The sequence below is a fragment of the Pantoea sp. B_9 genome (assembly GCF_008632015.1).
GTDB lineage: Bacteria > Pseudomonadota > Gammaproteobacteria > Enterobacterales > Enterobacteriaceae > Pantoea > Pantoea dispersa.
Genome location: NZ_VWVL01000002.1, coordinates 386,298 through 406,714, shown reverse-complemented (window position 1 = coordinate 406,714; position 20,417 = coordinate 386,298). Strand labels below are relative to the sequence as shown.

The following is a 20,417-nucleotide window of genomic DNA, read 5'->3' as shown; positions in this document are numbered from 1 at the left end:
AGGCGCGGCTTTTGGCGTATTTTTTAGCGAAGCGTTTCTTAAAATTTATGGAATATCAGCAGGTTAAATGGCTGACATCAACAAGGGCGAGGAAAGTTTTTTTCATCGCCCTTTTTCTCGGGACAGAACCGGAAAACCCTACGCAAACGTTTTCTTTTTCTGTTAGAATGCGCCCCGAACTGGATGCAGGGGTGCAAATGCACTGTACTGGAAGCGTTCATGATCTGGATTGATTACGTCATTATTGCGGTAGTTGGTTTTTCGGCTCTGGTCAGCCTGATTCGCGGGTTTGTCCGGGAAGCCTTATCTCTTGTTACCTGGGGATGCGCGTTTTTTGTCGCCAGTCATTACTACGCCTACCTTGCAGTCTGGTTTACAGGTTTTGACGACGAACTGGTTCGCAACGGCATCGCCATCGCGGTGTTATTCGTTGCCACCCTGATTGTGGGTGCCATCGTGAACTATGTGATCGGCTCGCTGGTTGAGAAAACCGGCTTGTCGGGAACCGACAGGGTGTTGGGGGTCTGTTTCGGGGCGTTGCGTGGCGTGCTGATTGTATCCGCCATTCTCTTCTTCCTTGATACATTCACCGGCTTTTCAAAAAGTCCGGACTGGCAACAGTCTCAACTCATTCCCCAGTTCAGTTACATCATCAGGTGGTTTTTCGATTACCTGAAAAGCACGTCGAGTTTTTTACCCCGGTAACACCGGGAGTGCGGCTAATGAGGAAATGACAACATGTGCGGTATTGTTGGTATCACCGGTTTTATGCCAGTAAACCAGTCGATCTATGACGCGTTAACGGTGCTGCAGCACCGCGGGCAGGATGCCGCCGGCATTTGTACCATCGATGCGCTGAACTGCTTCCGTCTGCGTAAGGCCAATGGCCTGGTCAGCGACGTGTTTGAAGCGCGCCACATGCAGCGTTTGCAGGGAAATATGGGTATCGGCCACGTGCGTTATCCGACTGCCGGCAGCTCCAGCGCCTCTGAAGCGCAGCCCTTCTACGTGAACTCGCCGTACGGCATCACGCTGGCTCACAACGGTAACCTGACCAACGCCCATGAACTGCGCAAGCAGCTGTTCGAAGTCGGTCGCCGTCATGTGAATACCACCTCAGATTCCGAAATCTTGCTCAACATCTTTGCTCAGGAGCTGGATCGTTTTCAGCACTATCCGCTGGAAGCTGACAACATTTTTGCTGCCGTGGCGGCGGTGCATCAGCAGGTGCGCGGCGCTTACGCCGTGGTGGCGATGATTATCGGTCACGGCATGGTTGCGTTCCGCGATCCTAACGGTATCCGTCCGCTGGTACTGGGCAAGCGTGAGCTGGCCGATGGCCGCACCGAATACATGGTGGCCTCAGAGAGCGTGGCGCTGGATACGCTCGGCTTCGAATTTATTCGTGACGTTGCGCCAGGCGAAGCGGTGTACATCACCGAGCAGGGTCAGCTCTCGACGCGCCAGTGCGCAGAGAACCCGAAAAGCAATCCGTGCCTGTTCGAGTACGTTTACTTTGCGCGTCCGGACTCGTTCCTCGACAAGATCTCCGTCTACAGCGCACGCGTGCGCATGGGCACCAAGCTGGGCGAGAAAATTGCCCGCGAGTGGGAAGATCTCGATATTGACGTGGTGATCCCGATTCCGGAAACCTCGACCGATACCGCGCTGGAGATTGCCCGTATTCTTGATAAGCCGTACCGCCAGGGTTTTGTGAAAAACCGCTACGTGGGCCGTACCTTTATTATGCCGGGCCAGCAGCTGCGCCGCAGTGCGGTACGCCGTAAGCTCAACGCCAACCGCGCTGAGTTCCGCGATAAAAACGTGCTGCTGGTGGATGACTCGATTGTGCGCGGCACCACCTCTGAGCAGATTATCGAGATGGCGCGTGAAGCGGGTGCGAAACGCGTCTATCTGGCGTCGGCGGCACCGGAAATTCGCTTCCCTAACGTCTACGGCATCGATATGCCGAGCGCTACCGAGCTGATTGCGCACGGCCGTGAAGTGGAAGAGATTCGTCAGCTGATTAAAGCCGATGCGCTGATTTTCCAGGATCTGCAGGATCTGATCGACGCGGTGCGTGAAGAGAACCCGGATATTGCCCAGTTCGAATGCTCAGTGTTCAACGGCATCTACGTCACCAAAGACGTTGACCTGCAGTATCTGGAATATCTGCAGTCGCTGCGTAACGACGATGCCAAAGCGATTGCGCGTCAGAACGAAGTGGAGAACCTGGAACTGCATAACGAAGGTTAAGGTCAGTCTCAGGCAGACGAAACAGGGCGGGCGCAATCCCGCCCTGTTTGTTTTTGTATTTATGGCGGCGGAGCGGCTATTATTGGCGCACTCTTTTGCAGCAAGGCTGAATTATGAAACGACTCATCATTGGTATTTCCGGCGCCAGCGGCGCGATCTACGGCGTGCGTATGCTGCAGGTGCTGCAACCGTTAGCCGAAGTGGAAACCCATCTGGTGATGAGCCCGGCGGCGCGGCAAACGCTGGCGCTGGAGACCGATTACAGCCTGCGTGACGTGCAGGCGCTGGCCGATGTGGTGCACGATGTGCGCGATATCGCCGCCAGCATCTCGTCCGGCTCGTTCAAAACCCTGGGTATGGCAATTCTGCCGTGTTCCATGAAAACCCTGTCCGGCATTGTGCACAGCTACAGCGACAGTCTGCTGACGCGCGCCGCCGACGTGGTGCTGAAAGAGCAGCGCCGGCTGGTGCTGTGCGTGCGGGAAACCCCGCTGCATCTCGGTCATCTGCGCATGATGACCACCGCCGCCGAGCTTGGGGCGCTGATTATGCCGCCGGTGCCGGCGTTTTATCACCGCCCGCAGCGCATCGACGATTTGATTGATCAGACGGTCAACCGCGTGCTGGATCAGTTTGATATCGAGCTGCCGGAAGATCTCTTTACCCGCTGGCAGGGTGCATGATGGTGCAATAATGCACTGAATGCGTGCAAAAGCGCGGGGCCGATCACTGTTCGTGCATCTTGTGCACCAAAAGTTAACAATCTCACTTTTTCTTCCTCACACCGCTGTTATATTTCCCTCACAAACTAAGTGCTTGCGTCGCAGATGGACGCGGTATTTAGTGCGCCTGCGCACAGTTTCGCCGATTTGCACAACTGGCATGAAACCTGCAAAACATTCAGCGCAAACACATCACGCACCACATAACAATAAGCACTTCACTTGAGGGTTACCTATGAAAAAGCGAGTTCTGGCTCTTTCTCTGATGCTGGCTATGTCCGGCGCTGCGAGCGTGTTCGCGGCGGTACCGCAGTCGCTGCGCATCGGGACCGATCCAACTTACCCGCCGTTTGAGTCCAAGAACGCGCAGGGCCAGCTGGTTGGCTTTGATATCGACCTGGCCAACGAGATCTGTAAGCGTATCAAGACCAAATGTACTTATGTGGAAAGTGATTTCGATGCGCTGATCCCGTCGCTGAAAGCGAAGAAGATCGACGCCATCATCTCTTCACTCTCGATCACCGAGAAACGTCAGGAAGAGATCGCCTTCTCGGAAAAACTGTATGCAGCGAACGCGCGTTTAGTGGCGCCGAAGGGGTCTAAACTGCAGCCGACCATTGAGTCGCTGAAGGGCAAGAACATCGGCCTGCTGCAGGGCACCACGCAGGAAACCTACGCCAATGAATACTGGCGTCCAAAAGGGGTGACCGTCACGCCGTATGCCAACCAGGATCTGGTGTATCAGGACCTGAACGCTGGTCGTATTGATGCGGCGTTCCAGGATGAAGTGCAGGCGAGCGAAGGCTTCCTCAAGCAGCCGGTCGGGAAAAACTACGCGTTCGCCGGTCCGGCGGTGAAAGATGACAAAATCTTTGGCGTCGGCACCGGTATGGGCCTGCGTAAAGATGACGCTGATTTGAAAGCTGCCATCGACAAAGCCTTTAACGACATGCGCAAAGACGGTACCTACGACAAGATTGCGAAGAAGTACTTTGATTTCAACGTTTACGGCGATTAAGACTCCTGTTCCTGAACGGATGTATTGAGTCACGCTAACGTGGGTCATAACTATTCACTCCGGGCGCTTACTTATGTAAACTCCCGGAGTTCATACGCTTGCCACCATCCTTCCGTGATTCACATCCTGGTCAGGACTGTCCGTGTGTTGTTGGACAGCGTTTGTTTATTTCCCTCACGACAGGATCGAACCCATGTTGTATGGCTATTCTGAAGTAATTCTCAAAGGCACGCTGGTGACCCTTGAGCTGGCGCTCAGCTCGGTGGTACTGGCCGTGGTGCTGGGCCTGATAGGGGCCGGCGCCAAACTCTCCCGCAATCGCCCGCTGGCGATGATTTTTGAAGGCTACACCACGCTAATCCGTGGCGTGCCCGACCTGGTGCTGATGCTGCTGATCTTTTACGGTCTGCAGATTGCCCTCAACGCCGTAACCGATGCGCTCGGCATGGCACAGTTTGATATCGACCCGATGGTGGCCGGTATTATTACGCTCGGCTTCATCTACGGTGCTTACTTCACTGAAACCTTCCGTGGCGCGTTTCTCGCGGTGCCGAAAGGGCAGATTGAAGCCGCCACCGCCTTCGGCTTTACCGGCTCGCAAACTTTCCGTCGCATTCTGTTCCCGGCGATGATGCGCTTTGCGCTGCCCGGCATCGGCAACAACTGGCAGGTGATCCTCAAAGCCACCGCGCTGGTGTCGCTGCTCGGCCTTGAAGATGTGGTAAAAGCCACGCAGCTGGCCGGCAAAAGTACCTGGCAACCGTTCTACTTCGCGATTGTTGCCGGGGTGATTTATCTGGTGTTTACCACGCTGTCCAACGGCGTGCTGTGGTGGCTTGAACGCCGCTACTCGGTAGGGGTGAAAAGGGCAGAGTTATGATCGAGATTATTCAGGAGTACTGGAAACAACTGCTCTGGACCGACGGTTACCGTTTTACCGGCGTGGCCATCACGCTGTGGCTGCTGATTCTGTCCGTAGTGATTGGCGGTAGCCTTGCGGTGCTGCTGGCCATCGCGCGCGTGTCGCCAAATCGCTATATCTCCACGCCGGTGTGGCTGTTTACCTATGTGTTTCGCGGCACGCCGCTGTATGTGCAGCTGCTGGTGTTCTATTCCGGCATGTACACGCTGGAGGTGGTGAAAGGCTCCGAGCTGCTGAACGCCTTCTTCCGCAGTGGCCTGAACTGTACGCTGCTGGCATTTACCCTGAACACCTGTGCTTATACCACCGAGATTTTTGCCGGTGCCATTCGCGCCGTGCCACACGGTGAAATCGAAGCCGCGCGCGCCTATGGTTTCTCGCCGTTTAAACTTTACCGCTGCATCATTCTGCCGTCGGCGCTGCGCACCGCGCTGCCCGCTTACAGCAATGAAGTGATTCTGATGCTGCACTCCACCGCGCTGGCGTTCACCGCCACCGTGCCGGATTTGCTAAAAATCGCGCGCGATATCAACTCGGCGACCTATCAGCCGTTCACCGCGTTCGGCATCGCTGCGGTGCTGTACCTGATTATCTCTTACGTGCTGATTAGCCTGTTCCGCCTTGCGGAGCGCCGCTTCCTCGCGCATGTGAAACCCTCTTCGTCGCACTGAGTATGACTATGGCTGAAAATAAATTAAGCGTTACCGAACTGCATAAGCGTTACGGTGAACATGAAGTTCTGAAGGGCGTGTCGCTGCAGGCTAACGCCGGCGATGTGATCAGCATTATTGGCTCGTCCGGTTCCGGGAAAAGTACCTTTTTACGCTGCATCAACTTCCTCGAAAAGCCGAGTGAAGGCACCATCGCGGTTAACAACGAGGCGATAAACCTGGTGCGCGACACCGATGGCCAGCTGAAAGTGGCCAACAAAGAGCAGCTGCGTTCGCTGCGTACCCGGCTGACCATGGTGTTCCAGCACTTCAATTTGTGGAGCCACATGACGGTGCTGGATAACGTCACTGAAGCACCGATTCAGGTGCTGGGGCTGAGCAAAGCCGAAGCGCGTGAGCGGGCAATTAAATACCTCGATAAAGTCGGTATTGATGCGCGCGCGCGTGCCAAATACCCGGTGCATCTGTCAGGCGGCCAGCAGCAGCGTGTTTCGATTGCCCGCGCGCTGGCGATGGAGCCGGAAGTGTTGCTGTTTGACGAACCGACCTCAGCGCTCGATCCGGAGCTGGTAGGCGAAGTGCTGCGCATCATGCAGAAGCTGGCCGAAGAGGGCAAAACCATGGTGGTAGTGACGCACGAGATGGAGTTCGCCCGTCACGTATCCAACCACGTGATTTTTCTGCATCAGGGCAAAATCGAAGAGCAGGGCGCGCCAGACGAACTGTTCGGCAACCCGAAAAGCCCGCGCCTGCAGCAGTTTTTGAAGGGATCGTTGAAATAGGTTTCTGAACCGTAGCGGCGCAATGTACTGCGCGTTCCCGGCGATGTGGCGGTCAAACCCGCGCGATACATCGCGCCGTGACGAATCACAGAAATATTTAATTAACCATGCAGCAGTTTCAGCGCGGTATCTTCATCCGTTACCAGCCCGGAGATCCAGCCGCCGTGCAGCGCGGCGTGAATCGCTGCGTATTTGCGCGTGCTGCCGGCAAAGCCGATGATATTGCGCTGCGTCTGGCTCTCCAGCAGCACGCTGGTCAGCAGCTCGTCGGTTTCGCCGTACACCCGCTCTCCCTGCTGATTGAAAAAATGCCCCAGCATTTCACCCACCACGCCGCGCGCGTTGAGCGCTTCTACCTGCGCATCGGTGATAAAGCCTTCGGCATTGAGCGGGCAGCCCGGCATCACTTCGCCAATGCCGACAAACGCCACGTTCGCCTGTAGCGCACGCTGGGTGACGCGCTGATAGACCTGATGCTGCACCCACATCGTCTTATCCTGCGGCGTGTCAGCATACAGCGGCGCCGGAATGAAGAAATATTTGCCCTGCATCTTCTCCGCCATTTTCAGCGGTACGTCGTAGCGGGTACCGGAATCGTCACGCGCAATCGCGCCGATCATCGACACACACTGATGCTGTGGCCGTTCAACCCACGGCAGCGCATCAATCATTGAGCGCAGCGTTTTGCCGGAACCGATGCCAAACACCTGCGGCGTCTCTTCGTTGATAAACTGCGCCATCACCGCCGCGCCTTCCACCGCCAGCATTTGCTGAATCGCCTCATCATCCAGCCCGGCTGACGGCACCACGCGGCACAGCGTCAGGCCAAACTTTTGTTCGATCTCGCGCGCCAGATGCAGGCAGTGCGTGACCGGATGGTCGATCTTCACGCTGACCATGCCCATTTCACGCGCGCTGGAGACCAGCCGCTGCGCCACCTGCCGCGATAAGCCCAGCGCGCGCGCAATCTCCTGCTGCGTGACGCCTGCCACGTAATACATCCACGCTGCCCGCGCTGCCAGCTCCTGCTTCTTCTCTTCTCTGCTCATCGCCTTGTTCCGTCAAACTCTGATGCGCCAGTTTATCGCGTCTTGCCCCTGAAGCGTTAACTGAGCAAAAGCCCTAAAAAAGAGCAAAAGTATTAAATGTGATGGATCTCGCAGAACGATCGCCCCGGCGGCGACTATGCTACGCCTCATCGGGCAAATGCCCTCAATTGTGGCAAATGTTTATTTCGAGGCGACTATGACGACGAAATCAGTGTGGATGCATATCGGCGCAGGCTCTTTTCACCGCGCGCATCAGGCGTGGTATCTGCACCAGCTGCGCCAGCAGGGCGATGACAGCTGGTGCATCGCGCTCGGCAACATCCGCGGCGATGCGGTAGCGCTGCTCAACCAGCTGCAGGCGCAAAACGGCGAATACGTGCTGGAAACCGTGACGCCGGAGGGCGAGCGCGCGTATGAAACCATCACTTCGCTGCGCACCATTCTGCCGTGGGACGCGGAGATCAGCGCGCTGGTGGCGCAGGGTGCCAGCGCTGAGACAAAAGTGATCGGTTTTACCGTGACCGAAGCCGGTTATTACCTGACGCCGGCGCATGAGCTCGATCTCAGCCAGGCCGATATCCAGGCCGATCTCCGTGGTGAGGCGCGCACTATTTACGGCGCGCTGACCCGCATTCTGCGCCAGCGCGTGGCCCGCGGCGGTGCGCCGGTCACGCTGCTCAACTGCGATAACCTGCGTCACAACGGCGAACGTTTCCGTCACGGCATGCTGGCGTTTCTTGCTGCGCAGGGCGACCACGCGCTGGCCAGCTGGGTGCGCGATAACACCACTTCGCCAAACACCATGGTGGATCGCATCACGCCGCGTCCCACGCCGGATGTTGCCGAACGCGTCAAAGCGGCCACCGGCAAAGACGATGGCGCGGCGGTGATGGCGGAATCGTTTATCCAGTGGGTGATTGAGGATGATTTTATCGCCGGACGCCCGGCGCTGGAAAAGGTGGGCGTGGAGCTGGTGGCGTCGGTGCTGCCGTGGGAAGAGGCGAAAATCCGCATCCTCAACGCCACGCACGCGGCGATTGCCTGGGCCGGCACGCTCACCGGCCATGACTACATTGATGACAGCACGCGTCAGCCTGCGATTTATCAGCTGGCGTACGACTACATCACGCAGGACGTGATCCCGTCACTGTCGCCCAGCCCGCTCGATCTGGCGGATTACCGCGACGTGGTGCTGGCGCGCTTTAGCAATCCTTACATCAAAGATACCAATCAGCGCGTCGGTGCCGATGGTCTATCGAAAATCCCCGGCATGGTGACGCCGACGCTGCGCGAATGCTATCAGCGCGGCGCAGAACCGACCGCCACCGCCGTGCTGCCGGCACTGTTCTACCTGTTCCTGCAACGCTGGGCCAGCAACCAGCTGCCGTATGCCTATCAGGATGGCGTGCTCAATGCTGACGCGCTGCGCCAGCAACTGAGCGGCGAGAATGCGCTACAAACCTTCCTCAGCGACCGCGCGCTGTTTGCCGAACTGGCCGATGACCGCGCTTTTCATGCGCTGGTGACGCGCAGCGTAGACGCCATTGAGCAGCAATTGCTGCAGCCGGCGACGGTGTAAGGAGCGCACATCATGTATCTCGGCATTGATATTGGCACCTCTGAACTCAAAGCGCTGATCGTTAACCCGCAGGGCGAGATTGTGGCGTCGAATCACGCCACGCTCAGCGTGCAGCGTCCGCATCCGCACTGGGCGGAGCAGGATCCCGAGCGCTGGTGGCAGGAGTGTGGTCAGGCGATCGCCGGGCTGCGCCAGCAGGCGCCGGACGCGTGGGCCGCGATTCGCGCCATCGGTCTCTCCGGTCAGATGCACGGCGCCGTGCTGCTGGATGCCGCCGGTGAGGTGCTGCGGCCGTGCATATTGTGGAACGACACGCGCAGCGCGGCGCAGTGTGATGCGCTGCGCCAGCAGCATCCGCAGATGATGCAGATCGCCGCCAACCTGATTATGCCCGGCTTTACCGCGCCGAAACTGCACTGGGTGGCGGAACATGAGCCCGAAATCTTCCGCCGCATCGACAAGGTGTTGCTGCCCAAGGACTACCTGCGCTGGCGTCTGACCGGGCGCTTTGTCAGCGAGCCGTCGGACGCCGCCGGTACGCTGTGGCTCGACGTGGCCCAGCGCGACTGGTCTGACGCACTGCTGGCGATCAGCGGACTGACGCGCGCACAGATGCCCGAACTGGTTGAGGGCAGCGCGGTCAGCGCCACGCTGCGCGCCGATCTGGCCAGCGAATGGGGCTTAGCCGCCACGGTGAGCGTGGCCGGCGGCGGCGGTGATAATGCCGCATCGGCGGTGGGCGTCGGCGCGGTTAATGCGGGCGATGCCTTTATCTCGCTCGGCACGTCGGGCGTGATTTTTGTGGTTAACGATCGGCTGCGCGCCGATCCGCAATCCGGCGTGCACGCCTTCTGCCATGCGCTGCCGGGACGCTGGCACCAGATGAGCGTGATGCTCAGCGCCGCCAGCTGTCTGCGCTGGCTGTGCAATCTGCTGTCGGTCACCGAAAGCCAGCTGATGGACGAGATGGCACAGCTCAGCGCGGAACAGCTGCGTCAGGCGCCGCTGTTTCTGCCGTATCTCTCTGGTGAACGCACACCGCACAACGATCCGCAGGCGACCGGGGCATTTTTCCATCTGCGCCACGAAACGCCGCGCGCGCTGCTCGGCTATGCGGTGATTGAGGGCGTGGCGTTTGGCCTGGCGGATGGTCTGGCGGTGCTGGGCGATACGCAGCAGCAGATTCAGCAGTGCAGCCTGACCGGCGGCGGTGCGCGCAGCACACTGTGGGCGCAGCTGATTGCCGACGTGCTGCAGCTGCCGATAGTGACCCATCCGGCCAGCGCCTCCGGCGCGCTGGGTGCGGCACGGCTGGCGTGGCTGGCCGATGGCGGCAGTGAAGCCGACGTGTGCCTGAAGCCGCCGGTGCAGGCGCGCTATCAGCCCGATGCGGCGCGCGGAGCCATGCTGCAGCAGCGGCTACGCCTGTTCCGTGAACTCTATGTACAACAACAGCAGGCGCGCGCGTTGCTGCCTGCCTGATCGGATTAGCGAACGGAAGGAAGATTGTCATGCAATCGAACGCATACTGGTTTGGCTTGCCGAAAAAGATGTTCTGGGGCTTTCTGGCCATCGCCATTTTCATGGCCGGCGACGGCTTCGAAATGGCGTTTCTCTCGCGCCACATCACTGACATGGGCTTTTCGCCGGCCCAGTCGGCGGTGGTGTTTACGTTTTACGGCCTGGCCGCCGCGCTGGCGGCGTGGGCCTCCGGCGTGGTGGCGGAGCTGATTACGCCGCAGCGCGCCATGATGATTGGCTTTGTGCTGTGGATCGTCATGCATGCGCTGTTTATGTCGCTGGGGCTTGGGCTGCGTAACTATCCGCTGATGGTTCTGTTCTACGGCATTCGCGGCCTGGCCTATCCGCTGTTTATCTACTCGTTCATGATGATGCTGGTGCAGGTGCTGCCGCGTGACAAGCTGGCCGCCGCTACCGGCTGGTTCTGGGCGATGTACTCCGTGGGAATTGGCGTGGTGGGCAGCTATCTGCCGAGCCTGACCATCCCGATGCTGGGCGAAACCGGCACCTTATGGCTGGCGATTGTCTGGGTGGCGTGCGGCGGCGTGCTGGCCTACTTCAGCCTGCGCAACGTGCCGGTGGACCGTTCCCGCGTTAATCTGCCGCTGCGCGATAAGATGACGGAGATGTCGCGTGCCGTGACCATTCTGTTCACCAACCAGCATGTGTTTTATGCCTGCCTGATCCGCATCATCAATACGCTGTCGCTGTTCGGTTTTGCCATCATCATGCCGCTGCTGTTTGTCGATCGGCTCGGCTTTACCATCTCCGAATGGCTGCAGATTTGGGCGGTGTTTTTCTTCGTCACCATCTTTACCAATATTTTCTGGGGCATTACCGGGGAGAAGCTGGGCTGGATCCGTCAGGTGCGCTGGTTCGGCTGTCTCGGTATGGCGATCTCCAGCCTGGCGTTTTACTACCTGCCGCTGTATGCCGGGCATAACTTCTGGGTGGCGCTGATTCCGGCGATTATGCTGGGGATCTTTGTCGCTGCCTTTGTGCCGATGACCGCGGTGTTCCCGACGCTGGAACCGCATCATAAGGGCGCAGCGGTATCGATTTACAATCTGTCGGCCGGGCTGAGTAACTTTGTTGCCCCGGCGATTGCCTCGCTGCTGCTGCCGTTCTTCGATATCGTCGGGGTGGTGTGGGCCTATACCGCGCTCTACCTGTTCGCCGGCGTGCTGACCTTTATTATCCGTGTGCCGCAACCGGGACACACGCGGGAAGCGTCAGCGGTGAAGTCGTCGGTGGTGCAGCAGCGCAGCTAAAGCTGAGCCTGTCGCACCGGCAGCCGCCGCTGCCGGTGCTGACACGGCGCTATTCCAGCTTCTGTTTCACTTTCTTCACGTCGTCAGCGCTGACCGGTGCGGCGGCATTTCCCCAGCTGTTGCGGATGTAGCTCACCACTGCGGCGATCTCCTCATCACCCAGCGTGCCGGCAAAGGCCGGCATTGCCGGTGCCGTGGGGCGGGCATCGGTATCGACACCGCGACTGCCGGCGGCGACCACCCGAATCAGCGAGGTGGCATCATCCTGATTGAGCAACGGATTGTCCGCCAGCTGCGGGAAGATATTCTTCTCACCGCGACCGCCCGGGCTGTGGCAGGCTGAACACTTCGCCGCATAGATTTGCGCGCCCAGCTTCATGCGATCGTCCGTCGCGGCAAGTGCGGCGGGCACCTGCTCATCACGTGATTCACCGCTTTTCAGGTACACCGCCACCGCCTGCAGATCTTCATCGCGCCAGTGCTGCGTGGAGTGACGCACCGCGTCGGCCATTGGACCGGAAGCGATATCGAAACGGTTCACGCCGGTACGCAGGTAGCTGACGATATCCTGCTGGCTCCATTTGCCCAGCCCGCTGTGCGGGTTCGCGGTGATGTCCGGCGCCATCCAGCCTTCGACCACTTCGCCACGCAAAAACGCGCCGTTTTTATCGCCGCCGAGCAGATTTTTCGGCGTATGGCAGGTGCCGCAGTGGCCCGCGCCCTGCACCAGATACGCACCGCGATTCCACTGGGCGGATTGACGGGCGTCCGGCTGGAACGCGCCCCGGTCAAAGTTGATCCAGTTCCACACCATCAGGCTGGTGCGGATGTTGAAAGGGAAGGGCAGCTGATTGGTCTCGACCGGGTTGTGTATCGGCTGCAGCGTCTGCATCCATGCCCACAAATCCTGCAGATCCTTATCCGACATTTTGGTGTACGCGGTGAACGGCATCGCGCCGTACAACCGCTTGCCGCCGTGGCCGATGCCCTCGGTCATGGCGCGGCGGAAATCTTCATAGCGCCAGTTGCCGATGCCGGTTTCGCGGTCCGGCGTGATGTTAGCGCCGACCAGCGTACCAAACGGCGTCTGCAACCTGACGCCCCCGGCAAACGGCTGCTGCGGATCGGCGGTGTGGCAGGCGGTGCAGTCCGCCAGCGTGGCGATATAGCTGCCGCGCGCGTACTGATCGTATTCCGGCTGGGCGTGAGACACAAAGCTGGTGAGCAGCAGCGCGGCAGCGCACAGAGAGAGGCGTGTTTTCATGCGGTAATCATCTCCCCGGGACGTTGCAGATAGTAGTGACGAATCGCATGCGCCGCTTTGAATGCCAGCGCGCCGACGGTGCCGGTCGGGTTATAGCCCGGGTTTTGCGGAAAGGCTGACGCGCCCACCACGAACAGGTTCGGTACATCCCACACCTGCAGATGTTTATTGACCGAGCTGGTTGAGGGATCGCTGCCCATGATAAAGCCGCCAACCACGTGCGACGACTGATACGGCACGCTGCTCCAGTGGCCGGTCATCGGTTTGACAATCATCTCGCGTGGGTTCATCGATTTAGCGATTTCCGCCACTTTACCCGTGCAGTACTGCGCCATTTTCAGATCGTTCGCCGCAAAGTCGAAAGTAATGCGCAGCAGCGGCCGGCCGTGCGGATCTTTGTAGTTGGGATCGAGCGACAGAAAGTTGGTGCGCGTGGTGTAGCTGCTGGCCTCGCAGCCAATCGACATGGTGCTGAGGTAGTTGTCTTTCAGCGCGCGTTTCCACTTCGAGCCCCATTTGGGCGTGTTGGGCGGCAGCGGCCGGTAGCCAATCGGTGCCGAGCCGATGGGCGTCACGCGGATGCTGCCGCCGCCGAAGAAGCCCAGACCGCTGTGGTCAAAATTATCGTTATTGAATTCATCAATGCCCATGCCCACCGCGCCGGCACCGATAAACGGGTTAAAGTTTTTGTTGTCAAAAAACAGCGTGACGCCGTTGGCCGTCTGGTAGGCGTAATTGCGGCCGGTGGTGCCTTTGTTGGTGACCGGATCATAAGCCTGGCCAATGCCGGAGAGCAGCATCAGGCGCACGTTTTCAAAGGTAAAGGCGGCGACGATCACCAGATCGGCCGGCTGTTCCCACTTATCGCCGGAGGAGTCGATGTAGGTGACGCCGGTGGCCTGTTTGCCGCTGGCATCGGTCAGCACTTCCAGCACTTCGCAGTTGGTGTACGCGGTAAAGTTCTCTTTGCGCATCAGCGCCGGCAGCACGGTGGTGATGGCGCTGGCTTTCGAGTAGTTGGCGCAGCCGTAGTTGGTGCAGAAGCCGCAGAAGGTGCAGGGACCCATGGTGACGCCATAGGGATTGGTGTACGCCTCGGAGACCAGCGAGGACGGCACCGGAAACGGCTGGTAGCCGAGATTTTTTGCTGCTTCGGCAAACAGCGTCGGACCATAGGGCTGGCGCAGCGGCGGCGTCGGATAGTCGGCCGACCGCGCACCTTCGAACGGATTGCCGCCCGCCCGTTTCTGTCCCTGAATATTGCCGGCGTAACCCGAGGTGCCGGCCACGCGCTCAAATTGCATGTAGTGCGGCTCCATCTCCTCCCAGCTGGTGCCCCAGTCCTGCAGCACCAGCTCATCCGGAATGGCACTGGCGCCGTAGCGTTCGGTCAGGTGGCTTTTCAGGCGAAACTCTTCCGGCTGAAAGCGAAAGGTAATGCCGGCCCAGTGGTTGCCCGCGCCGCCGGTGCCGTTGCCCGGATGGAACGAGCCCCAGGTACGCATCGGCAGAGCGGTTTGCGACGGATTGTTGCGCATGGTGCAGGTGTTCTGCCGCGTGCGTAGCATCAGCTCTTCGCGCATCACGTAGCGCAGCTCGTCGGTGACGGTGCCAATATTGAAGTCGCGCGCGGTGTCGCGCCACGGGCCGCGCTCAATGCCGATCACTTCCAGGCCTTCGTCGGCCAGTTCATTGGCGATAATCGATCCGGCCCAGCCGAGACCAATCACCACCACATCGGTTTTTGGTAATTTCTTCATCATCTATCCCCGTGCTTTCCATTGCGCAATGCTGATCGGCTCTAAGCCCAGATTTTCGTTGTGGCGCTCAACGTATTCGCGATAGTCATAGCGCGCGCCGGGAAAGCCCAGCATCTTCCACGACACCATGTCTTTGTTGCCGCCGTAGATCGGATCGGCAAAGAAGCCTTCCATGGTGTTGTTCAGCACCTCAAGAAACAGCGACTGCGCATCAAAGCCGCTGAAATGCACCTTTCCGGCTTCCATGTCTGCCAGCAGCGCGTCCTGCTGCGCTGGCGTCAGATCGACAAAGTTCTTTTGCGAAGTTTGCTGCACGTAGCGGTTGAGCGCCGCCAGCCCCTGGCGATAGCGCTGTTGCGGCACCAGCGGCGACTGGTCGCCCTGCTCGGTGGTGCCCTGCTGAAACGGGCCCTGCATGTAGAGGCGTTCGAAGGTGCCATAAAAGCCGTGCAGCTGGCGGTCGATAAAGACAGCGCAGCCGGCTTCTTTGCCGCCCACGCTCAGCTCGTCCGCCGGAATAATGCGGTCAACCATGGCTTCCACGGTGCGCGCTTCTTCCTCGGTAAAGAACAGCCAGCCCTGAGCCTGGAACTGTTCCGGTGGGTTATCGGCGAAGGGCGTCCAGCCGGGGGCGCCCTTGAGGGAGACGGCATCGGCGGCGCGGGTGACGCCAGCGGCAACGCCCAGCGTCGACCAGGTTAGTACCTGGCGTCGTGTGACACCGGGCAGGGTTTTGGCTCGTTTTTTCATTATCGCTTCCAGACAGAGTAACAAGATAAGGCGTAACCGGCCGGCGTGCGCAGCGGCACAACGGGCCGGAATCTTCAGTTTTTGTAAATTTTTATCGCGAATGTTAACTGTAGACGGGCTGCGTGGTGGCGACCAATAACCGTACAAAAAAGTGCACTATTTGATAATCCGCCGGTTTTTTTCTGAACTAAGCGCCACGTTAAATCTGCAGGCTTCGCTTGAACTCAGCGCGCTGGCTGCCAGGCTTAACCGTTTCAACCACGAAATAACCAGGAGGAAATATGTCGCGCTTTGCAGAGAAAGTGGTGGTGATTACCGGAGCCGGATCCGGCATTGGTGCCGCAGCGGCGCAGCGTTTCGCCAGTGAAGGCGCACAGGTGGTGCTGGTGGGCAGAACCCGCGACAAGCTGGAACAGGTGCTGAGCACGCTGAGCGGCGAGAATCATCTGGTGGCACCCTGCGATGTCGGCGATGCGGATCAGGTTAAACAGCTGGCAGAGCAGGTGCAGCGCCAGTATGGGCGCGTGGATGTGCTGGTGAATAACGCCGGCAGCATCGTGCAGGGCAAAATTCACGAAGTGTCGATAGCGGACTGGAAGTCGCTGATGAGCACTGACCTCGACGGTGTATTTTACTGCACCCACTTCTTTATGCCCGCGCTGCTCAACAGTAAAGGCAACGTGGTGAATACCTCGTCGGTATCCGGACTGGGCGGCGACTGGGGCATGAGTGTCTACAACGCCGCCAAGGGCGCGGTGACCAATTTTACCCGCGCGCTGGCGATGGATTATGGCACCGACGGCGTGCGCGTTAACGCCGTTTGCCCGGGCTTTACCTTCACCGATCTTACCGAAGAGATGAAAAACGATGAGGCGCTGCTCGCACGCTTCTATGACCGTATTCCGCTGGGCCGCGCCGGTGAACCGGAAGATATCGCCAGCGCGATTGCTTTCATCGCCAGCGACGACGCGCGTTATATTACCGGCGTTAACCTGCCGGTCGATGGCGGTCTGACGGCGTCGAACGGCCAGCCGAAACAGGCGTAAGTGATAACAGGCGGAGCATCAGGTGTACTGTCACCGCCAATCCGCCTGTTATTCTGTCATGGCTCACCCGCTTCGCCATCGTGACACGCTGACACATAGCTGGCCGTATAACCGCCGTTCGCTAACGCCACGATTCTGGCAAAGCCAGACGCGCCAAAATGCATGCCGGCAATCACCGTATTTTCCGCTGCCACCTGCTGCAAAATACGCTGGCGCGACTCTCTGGCCATGACGGGATCAATATCGAAGGCGATAGAAACCTGCGGACAGGCCAGCTGAACAGGCGGGTAATGCACAATATCACCCCAAATCAATAAACGCTCGCCGTCTGAATCAATGCGAAACCCGCAATGCCCCGGAGTATGACCGGGCAACGCCAGCGCACGGATTCCCGGGCTGATCTCCTCATCCGCCATCAGCTGCAGCCGCGGGCCATAAGCCTGCAGGGTGCGCCGCACCAGCGCCGCGTTTAACTGCGCGCGTTCACTCAGCTGGCTGATCGCCGCATCATCCTGCCAGAAGGCGGCTTCGCTGTGGCTGAGGCAGAGCCGGGCATGGCGAAAGACCGGCTGACCCGTGCTGTCCAGCAAGCCGCCAATATGATCGGGGTGCGCATGGGTTAATAACAGGGTATCGATGTCGTCCGGCGTTACCCCGGCCAGCTGCAGATGAGGCAGTAATTTGCCGCTCTGCGCATCGCGTTTTCCCATCCCGGTATCCACCAGAATCACGCGTCCCTGACCGCGGAGCAGATAACAAAACACATGGATGTCGCCCGGCTGTGCTATGCCTGCCTGGCGTTGCAGATCGACCGCATCGTCGTGGTGGATATCCGTTAATAAACTCAGACTGGCTTGCATGGTGCCATCGCTGATGGCGCTGACCTGATATTTCCCAATGGTGTATGAAAATATTGCCTGGCTCATAATGATCTCTGTGCGCTAATTTACTCGTTCACGTTAAACAAAATAACGCGGCAATTTTCGCGGCGGATTAGCGCGATGATAATGCTGCGTCAGTGGCTGTCAGCGCGATAATGACGCTAACACCGTTAAGGTGACCAGTGTCATTTTTGACAGAGTTGAGACCCGGATTGTCATGGACATAAAAATTTTGCGCGCCTTTGCCACTGTCGCGGCGCTGGAGCATATTGGTCAGGCTGCGGAACGGTTACATATTTCGCCGTCACCGCTTAGCCGGCAAATTCAGCAGCTGGAAAGCGAACTGGGGATGGTGCTGTTTCACCGTGAAAAGAAACGTCTGCGCCTGACGGACGAGGGTAAGCGCTTCCTCACCGAGGTGACGCCCTTTTTGCAGCATCACGAACGGTTAAAAGAGTATGCGCAGCATCTGCAGCAGGGGGACGTTGGGCGGCTGGATATTGGATATGTGGAGGCGGCTATTCACTCGCGCCTGCTGCCCGCGGCGCTGGCGCGGCTGGCACCGGGGGCGGGCATTGATGTCCGGCTGCATGCGTTACGTTCCGCACAGCAAATTGCCCGGTTAGAGGCGGGGGCGATCGATATTGCCATTGTGCATACGCTGCCGCACGACGACGCGGATTTTGTGCATAAGAAGATCGCGACCGAGCCGGTGCTGCTGGCGATGCCGGCATCCAGCGCGCTGACCGCGCCCGTACCGTCTGATTTGCACGGCCGGGCGTGGATTGCCGACCAGGAAAATCTCAACCCTGCCGCGCGGGCGCGATTGCTGGCAGCCTGCCAGCGCGCCGGTTTCCAGCCGGATATTCGTTTTGAAGTGAATGGTCCGCTGGCCGCGCTTGCCTGTGTCGAAGCCGGGCTGGGTTTCACCCTGATCCAGCACAGCCTGGCGCGCATCGTTCCGGATAATGTCATCCTGCTGCCCGTGCCAGATCTGGCGCTGGAGATCGTGCTATATGCCGTCTGGCGCAGGCAGGATGCCCGACCGTTAACGGCGCGTTTCCTGCAGCAGCTTTGCCTCACGCCCGCCGTGGCGCCGCGGTAAGCCTGAGCGGAGACGCATCAGCCGGCGACATCCTGCAGCGCTTCGTGTAAATCGTACCAGCGGAAACCAAAGCCGGACTCCTCCAGCCGCTTCGGCAGCACGTGCTGCCCGCCCAGCACCAGCACGGCGGATTCTCCCATCATCAGTTTGATGGCGCTGGCCGGAGTGCGCATAAAGGCCGGACGGTGCATCACCAAGCCCAGCGTGGCGGCGAACTGCTCGTTGCGCACCGCGTAAGGCGCCACCATGTTGAACGGGCCCTGCAACTGATCGTTATCGATCAACCACAGGATGGCGTTGACCAGATCGTCCACATGGATCCACGGCAGGTACTGTTTGCCGCTGCCAATCGGTCCGCCGACGCCAAGTTTGAACGGCAGCTTCATTTTGCTCAGCGCGCCACCTTCGCGCGCCAGCACCACGCCGGTGCGCAGCAGGCACACGCGGGTGCGCTCGCTTTGCGCCTTCAGCGCCAGCTGCTCCCAGCGGGCGCACAGGGTGTGGGTAAACTCCTCGTGGCCCGGATCGTCCTCGGTCACCACCACATCGCCGGTATCACCATAAAAGCCGGTGGCCGAGCCGGAAATCAACAGGCGCGGCGGATTGCTGCTGGCGTGGATCAGCGAGACGATCTGTTCAGTGATTTGCCAGCGGCTTTCGCACAGGCGCTGCTTCTGCTGCTCGGTCCAGCGCTTGTCGGCAATCGGTTCTCCCGCCAGATTGATGACGCCGTCAATAGCATTGAGATCGGACTGCTGGTTAATGCCCGACCACAGCATCACGCGCGCATCGAGTTTTTCCCGCGCGGCCGCCACGTCACGCGTTACCACATTCACCTGATGGCCCAGCTGCAGCAGGCGCGGAATTAAATGGCGACCTATCAAGCCGGTACCGCCGGTAATAAGCAGGTGCATGTTTAGTCTCCCTGTCATTAATTATCTGCTCTGAATTGAGCATAGAAGAGAAGTGCCGCTGCGGCGTGACAGCGCTTACGCTTATGATGAAAAACCGCCAGTTTGCCGTGGTCCTGCGGCAAAACATCGGACCAGCGCGCCATTGCCTTAGCCGGCAAAAATCGGTAAACATGATGCACACCTGACGCTTAGCCGAGGCAGCTGATGAACTATCCCGCCATTACGTTGTGGTCCGATTCCTGTTTTTTTAGCCCGTATGCCATGTCAGTTTATGTTGCGCTTACCGAGAAGGGCATTCCCTTTACGGTCAGGCGCGTTGACCTGTCGCGCAATGCACAGCTTGACGATGAATACCGCGGCCTGTCGCTGACCTGCCGTGTGCCCACGCTGCAAATTGATGATGTCAGCCTGAATGAATCCTCGGCCATCGCCGAATATCTCGAAGAGCGTTTTCCGGCGCCGGAGTTTGAGCGCCTCTATCCGCGCGATCGCGAAAAACGTGCCCACGCGCGCGAAGTGCAGGCATGGCTGCGCAGCGATTTACTGGCGCTGCGCACGGAGCGACCCACTGAGGTGCTGTTTGCTGCTGAACGCTTTGCTCCGCTCACGCCCGCTGGCGAACAGGCCGCCAGTAAATTGATTGCCGCGGTGCAGCGCCTGCTGCCGGACGGCCAACAGAACCTGTTTGGCGAGTGGTCGATTGCCGACACTGACCTGGCGGTGATGATTAACCGGCTGGCGCTGCACGGCGATCCGCTGCCGGTGAAGCTGCAGCACTATGCAGAATTCCAGTGGCAGCGCGCCTCGGTGCAGCTGTGGCTGGCCGAGTCGGGTAAAGCACGCTAAAACCTTGCGGCGGCGAAAAGAACGCTTTACCTTAGCGCTCATTCTAATAAAGCATCGCAA

At 59.2% G+C, this 20,417-nt stretch carries 20 protein-coding genes; 14 read left to right on the top strand and 6 right to left on the bottom strand.

The window, feature by feature from the left end; all coding sequences use genetic code 11:
* Window positions 1–11: 11 nt before the first annotated feature.
* From F3I21_RS08695 to hisP, 8 genes are all read left to right on the top strand, one after another.
* The gene (locus F3I21_RS08695) at window positions 12–233 is read left to right on the top strand and encodes a hypothetical protein (RefSeq protein WP_150058700.1); all 222 of its coding nucleotides are present in this window, start codon (window positions 12–14) and stop codon (window positions 231–233) included.
* Entirely contained in the window at window positions 220–705 is a 486-nt protein-coding gene (gene cvpA, locus F3I21_RS08690) for a colicin V production protein (RefSeq protein WP_021509181.1), read from the top strand. Before F3I21_RS08695 ends, cvpA begins: the two co-directional genes overlap by 14 nt.
* A gap of 33 nt (window positions 706–738) precedes the next feature.
* Window positions 739–2,256, top strand: coding sequence for an amidophosphoribosyltransferase (purF, locus tag F3I21_RS08685; protein ID WP_021509182.1), 1,518 nt, complete (start codon window positions 739–741; stop codon window positions 2,254–2,256).
* Between the two features lie 113 nt (window positions 2,257–2,369).
* Window positions 2,370–2,939 (top strand): UbiX family flavin prenyltransferase, encoded by a 570-nt coding sequence (locus F3I21_RS08680; protein WP_058769895.1) that lies wholly within the window; start codon window positions 2,370–2,372, stop codon window positions 2,937–2,939.
* A gap of 274 nt (window positions 2,940–3,213) precedes the next feature.
* The gene (gene argT / locus F3I21_RS08675; protein WP_031280032.1) at window positions 3,214–3,996 is read left to right on the top strand and encodes a lysine/arginine/ornithine ABC transporter substrate-binding protein ArgT; all 783 of its coding nucleotides are present in this window, start codon (window positions 3,214–3,216) and stop codon (window positions 3,994–3,996) included.
* 193 nt (window positions 3,997–4,189) lie between these two features.
* Window positions 4,190–4,876 (top strand): histidine ABC transporter permease HisQ, encoded by a 687-nt coding sequence (locus tag F3I21_RS08670; protein ID WP_021509185.1) that lies wholly within the window; start codon window positions 4,190–4,192, stop codon window positions 4,874–4,876.
* Window positions 4,873–5,589, top strand: a complete 717-nt coding sequence (locus F3I21_RS08665) for an ABC transporter permease (protein ID WP_021509186.1) — start codon at window positions 4,873–4,875, stop codon at window positions 5,587–5,589. The genes F3I21_RS08670 and F3I21_RS08665 overlap by 4 nt, the downstream gene beginning before the upstream one ends.
* A gap of 8 nt (window positions 5,590–5,597) precedes the next feature.
* On the top strand, window positions 5,598–6,371 hold the full coding sequence (hisP, locus tag F3I21_RS08660) for a histidine ABC transporter ATP-binding protein HisP (protein ID WP_058769896.1): 774 nt from the start codon (window positions 5,598–5,600) through the stop codon (window positions 6,369–6,371).
* A 101-nt stretch (window positions 6,372–6,472) separates the two neighbouring features.
* On the opposite strand, the gene F3I21_RS08655 is transcribed toward hisP, so the two are convergent.
* A complete protein-coding gene (locus tag F3I21_RS08655) occupies window positions 6,473–7,420 on the bottom strand; it encodes a sugar-binding transcriptional regulator (protein WP_150058699.1) in 948 nt (315 codons plus the stop codon).
* Window positions 7,421–7,616: 196 nt separating this feature from the next.
* Here F3I21_RS08655 and dalD point away from each other — a divergent pair, with 196 nt between their 5' ends.
* From dalD to F3I21_RS08640, 3 genes are read left to right on the top strand one after another with little or no spacing between them, the layout of a single operon-like run.
* Entirely contained in the window at window positions 7,617–8,999 is a 1,383-nt protein-coding gene (gene dalD, locus F3I21_RS08650) for a D-arabinitol 4-dehydrogenase (RefSeq protein WP_150058698.1), read from the top strand.
* 12 nt (window positions 9,000–9,011) lie between these two features.
* A complete protein-coding gene (xylB, locus tag F3I21_RS08645; RefSeq protein WP_150058697.1) occupies window positions 9,012–10,481 on the top strand; it encodes a xylulokinase in 1,470 nt (489 codons plus the stop codon).
* 29 nt (window positions 10,482–10,510) lie between these two features.
* On the top strand, window positions 10,511–11,791 hold the full coding sequence (locus F3I21_RS08640) for an MFS transporter (protein WP_021509191.1): 1,281 nt from the start codon (window positions 10,511–10,513) through the stop codon (window positions 11,789–11,791).
* A 49-nt stretch (window positions 11,792–11,840) separates the two neighbouring features.
* Here F3I21_RS08640 and F3I21_RS08635 read toward each other — a convergent pair whose 3' ends face one another.
* From F3I21_RS08635 to F3I21_RS08625, 3 genes are read right to left on the bottom strand one after another with little or no spacing between them, the layout of a single operon-like run.
* Window positions 11,841–13,055 (bottom strand): cytochrome c, encoded by a 1,215-nt coding sequence (locus tag F3I21_RS08635; protein ID WP_150058696.1) that lies wholly within the window; start codon window positions 13,053–13,055, stop codon window positions 11,841–11,843.
* Window positions 13,052–14,818: a GMC family oxidoreductase gene (locus tag F3I21_RS08630; protein ID WP_150058695.1), complete on the bottom strand. Its 1,767-nt coding sequence runs from the start codon at window positions 14,816–14,818 to the stop codon at window positions 13,052–13,054. The genes F3I21_RS08635 and F3I21_RS08630 overlap by 4 nt, the downstream gene beginning before the upstream one ends.
* On the bottom strand, window positions 14,819–15,565 hold the full coding sequence (locus F3I21_RS08625; RefSeq protein ID WP_021509194.1) for a gluconate 2-dehydrogenase subunit 3 family protein: 747 nt from the start codon (window positions 15,563–15,565) through the stop codon (window positions 14,819–14,821). It abuts the gene before it with no gap.
* 281 nt (window positions 15,566–15,846) lie between these two features.
* Here F3I21_RS08625 and F3I21_RS08620 point away from each other — a divergent pair, with 281 nt between their 5' ends.
* A complete protein-coding gene (locus tag F3I21_RS08620) occupies window positions 15,847–16,611 on the top strand; it encodes an SDR family NAD(P)-dependent oxidoreductase (protein ID WP_058775818.1) in 765 nt (254 codons plus the stop codon).
* 56 nt (window positions 16,612–16,667) lie between these two features.
* Here F3I21_RS08620 and F3I21_RS08615 read toward each other — a convergent pair whose 3' ends face one another.
* Window positions 16,668–17,537: an MBL fold metallo-hydrolase gene (locus F3I21_RS08615; protein ID WP_150058694.1), complete on the bottom strand. Its 870-nt coding sequence runs from the start codon at window positions 17,535–17,537 to the stop codon at window positions 16,668–16,670.
* A 172-nt stretch (window positions 17,538–17,709) separates the two neighbouring features.
* Between F3I21_RS08615 and F3I21_RS08610 the strand changes: the two genes are divergently transcribed.
* The gene (locus F3I21_RS08610) at window positions 17,710–18,597 is read left to right on the top strand and encodes a LysR family transcriptional regulator (RefSeq protein WP_104093069.1); all 888 of its coding nucleotides are present in this window, start codon (window positions 17,710–17,712) and stop codon (window positions 18,595–18,597) included.
* Window positions 18,598–18,614: 17 nt separating this feature from the next.
* On the opposite strand, the gene F3I21_RS08605 is transcribed toward F3I21_RS08610, so the two are convergent.
* A complete protein-coding gene (locus tag F3I21_RS08605; protein ID WP_104093070.1) occupies window positions 18,615–19,511 on the bottom strand; it encodes a TIGR01777 family oxidoreductase in 897 nt (298 codons plus the stop codon).
* Window positions 19,512–19,715: 204 nt separating this feature from the next.
* On the opposite strand from F3I21_RS08605, the gene yfcF reads away from it, so the two are divergent.
* Window positions 19,716–20,357 (top strand): glutathione transferase, encoded by a 642-nt coding sequence (yfcF, locus tag F3I21_RS08600; protein ID WP_021509199.1) that lies wholly within the window; start codon window positions 19,716–19,718, stop codon window positions 20,355–20,357.
* The last annotated feature ends 60 nt before the right edge of the window (window positions 20,358–20,417 follow it).

Bases quoted from the DNA above. Each gene is read 5' to 3' on its own strand.
- F3I21_RS08620 (WP_058775818.1), top strand. From the start codon at position 15,847: ATGTCGCGCTTTGCAGAGAAAGTGGTGGTGATTACCGGAGCCGGATCC.
- xylB (WP_150058697.1), top strand. From the start codon at position 9,012: ATGTATCTCGGCATTGATATTGGCACCTCTGAACTCAAAGCGCTGATC.
- argT (WP_031280032.1), top strand. From the start codon at position 3,214: ATGAAAAAGCGAGTTCTGGCTCTTTCTCTGATGCTGGCTATGTCCGGC.
- F3I21_RS08640 (WP_021509191.1), top strand. From the start codon at position 10,511: ATGCAATCGAACGCATACTGGTTTGGCTTGCCGAAAAAGATGTTCTGG.
- purF (WP_021509182.1), top strand. From the start codon at position 739: ATGTGCGGTATTGTTGGTATCACCGGTTTTATGCCAGTAAACCAGTCG.
- F3I21_RS08635 (WP_150058696.1), bottom strand. From the start codon at position 13,055: ATGAAAACACGCCTCTCTCTGTGCGCTGCCGCGCTGCTGCTCACCAGC.
- F3I21_RS08665 (WP_021509186.1), top strand. From the start codon at position 4,873: ATGATCGAGATTATTCAGGAGTACTGGAAACAACTGCTCTGGACCGAC.
- F3I21_RS08610 (WP_104093069.1), top strand. From the start codon at position 17,710: ATGGACATAAAAATTTTGCGCGCCTTTGCCACTGTCGCGGCGCTGGAG.
- cvpA (WP_021509181.1), top strand. From the start codon at position 220: ATGATCTGGATTGATTACGTCATTATTGCGGTAGTTGGTTTTTCGGCT.
- F3I21_RS08625 (WP_021509194.1), bottom strand. From the start codon at position 15,565: ATGAAAAAACGAGCCAAAACCCTGCCCGGTGTCACACGACGCCAGGTA.
- F3I21_RS08630 (WP_150058695.1), bottom strand. From the start codon at position 14,818: ATGATGAAGAAATTACCAAAAACCGATGTGGTGGTGATTGGTCTCGGC.
- F3I21_RS08615 (WP_150058694.1), bottom strand. From the start codon at position 17,537: ATGAGCCAGGCAATATTTTCATACACCATTGGGAAATATCAGGTCAGC.
- F3I21_RS08655 (WP_150058699.1), bottom strand. From the start codon at position 7,420: ATGAGCAGAGAAGAGAAGAAGCAGGAGCTGGCAGCGCGGGCAGCGTGG.
- F3I21_RS08605 (WP_104093070.1), bottom strand. From the start codon at position 19,511: ATGCACCTGCTTATTACCGGCGGTACCGGCTTGATAGGTCGCCATTTA.
- F3I21_RS08670 (WP_021509185.1), top strand. From the start codon at position 4,190: ATGTTGTATGGCTATTCTGAAGTAATTCTCAAAGGCACGCTGGTGACC.
- F3I21_RS08680 (WP_058769895.1), top strand. From the start codon at position 2,370: ATGAAACGACTCATCATTGGTATTTCCGGCGCCAGCGGCGCGATCTAC.
- hisP (WP_058769896.1), top strand. From the start codon at position 5,598: ATGGCTGAAAATAAATTAAGCGTTACCGAACTGCATAAGCGTTACGGT.
- yfcF (WP_021509199.1), top strand. From the start codon at position 19,716: ATGAACTATCCCGCCATTACGTTGTGGTCCGATTCCTGTTTTTTTAGC.
- dalD (WP_150058698.1), top strand. From the start codon at position 7,617: ATGACGACGAAATCAGTGTGGATGCATATCGGCGCAGGCTCTTTTCAC.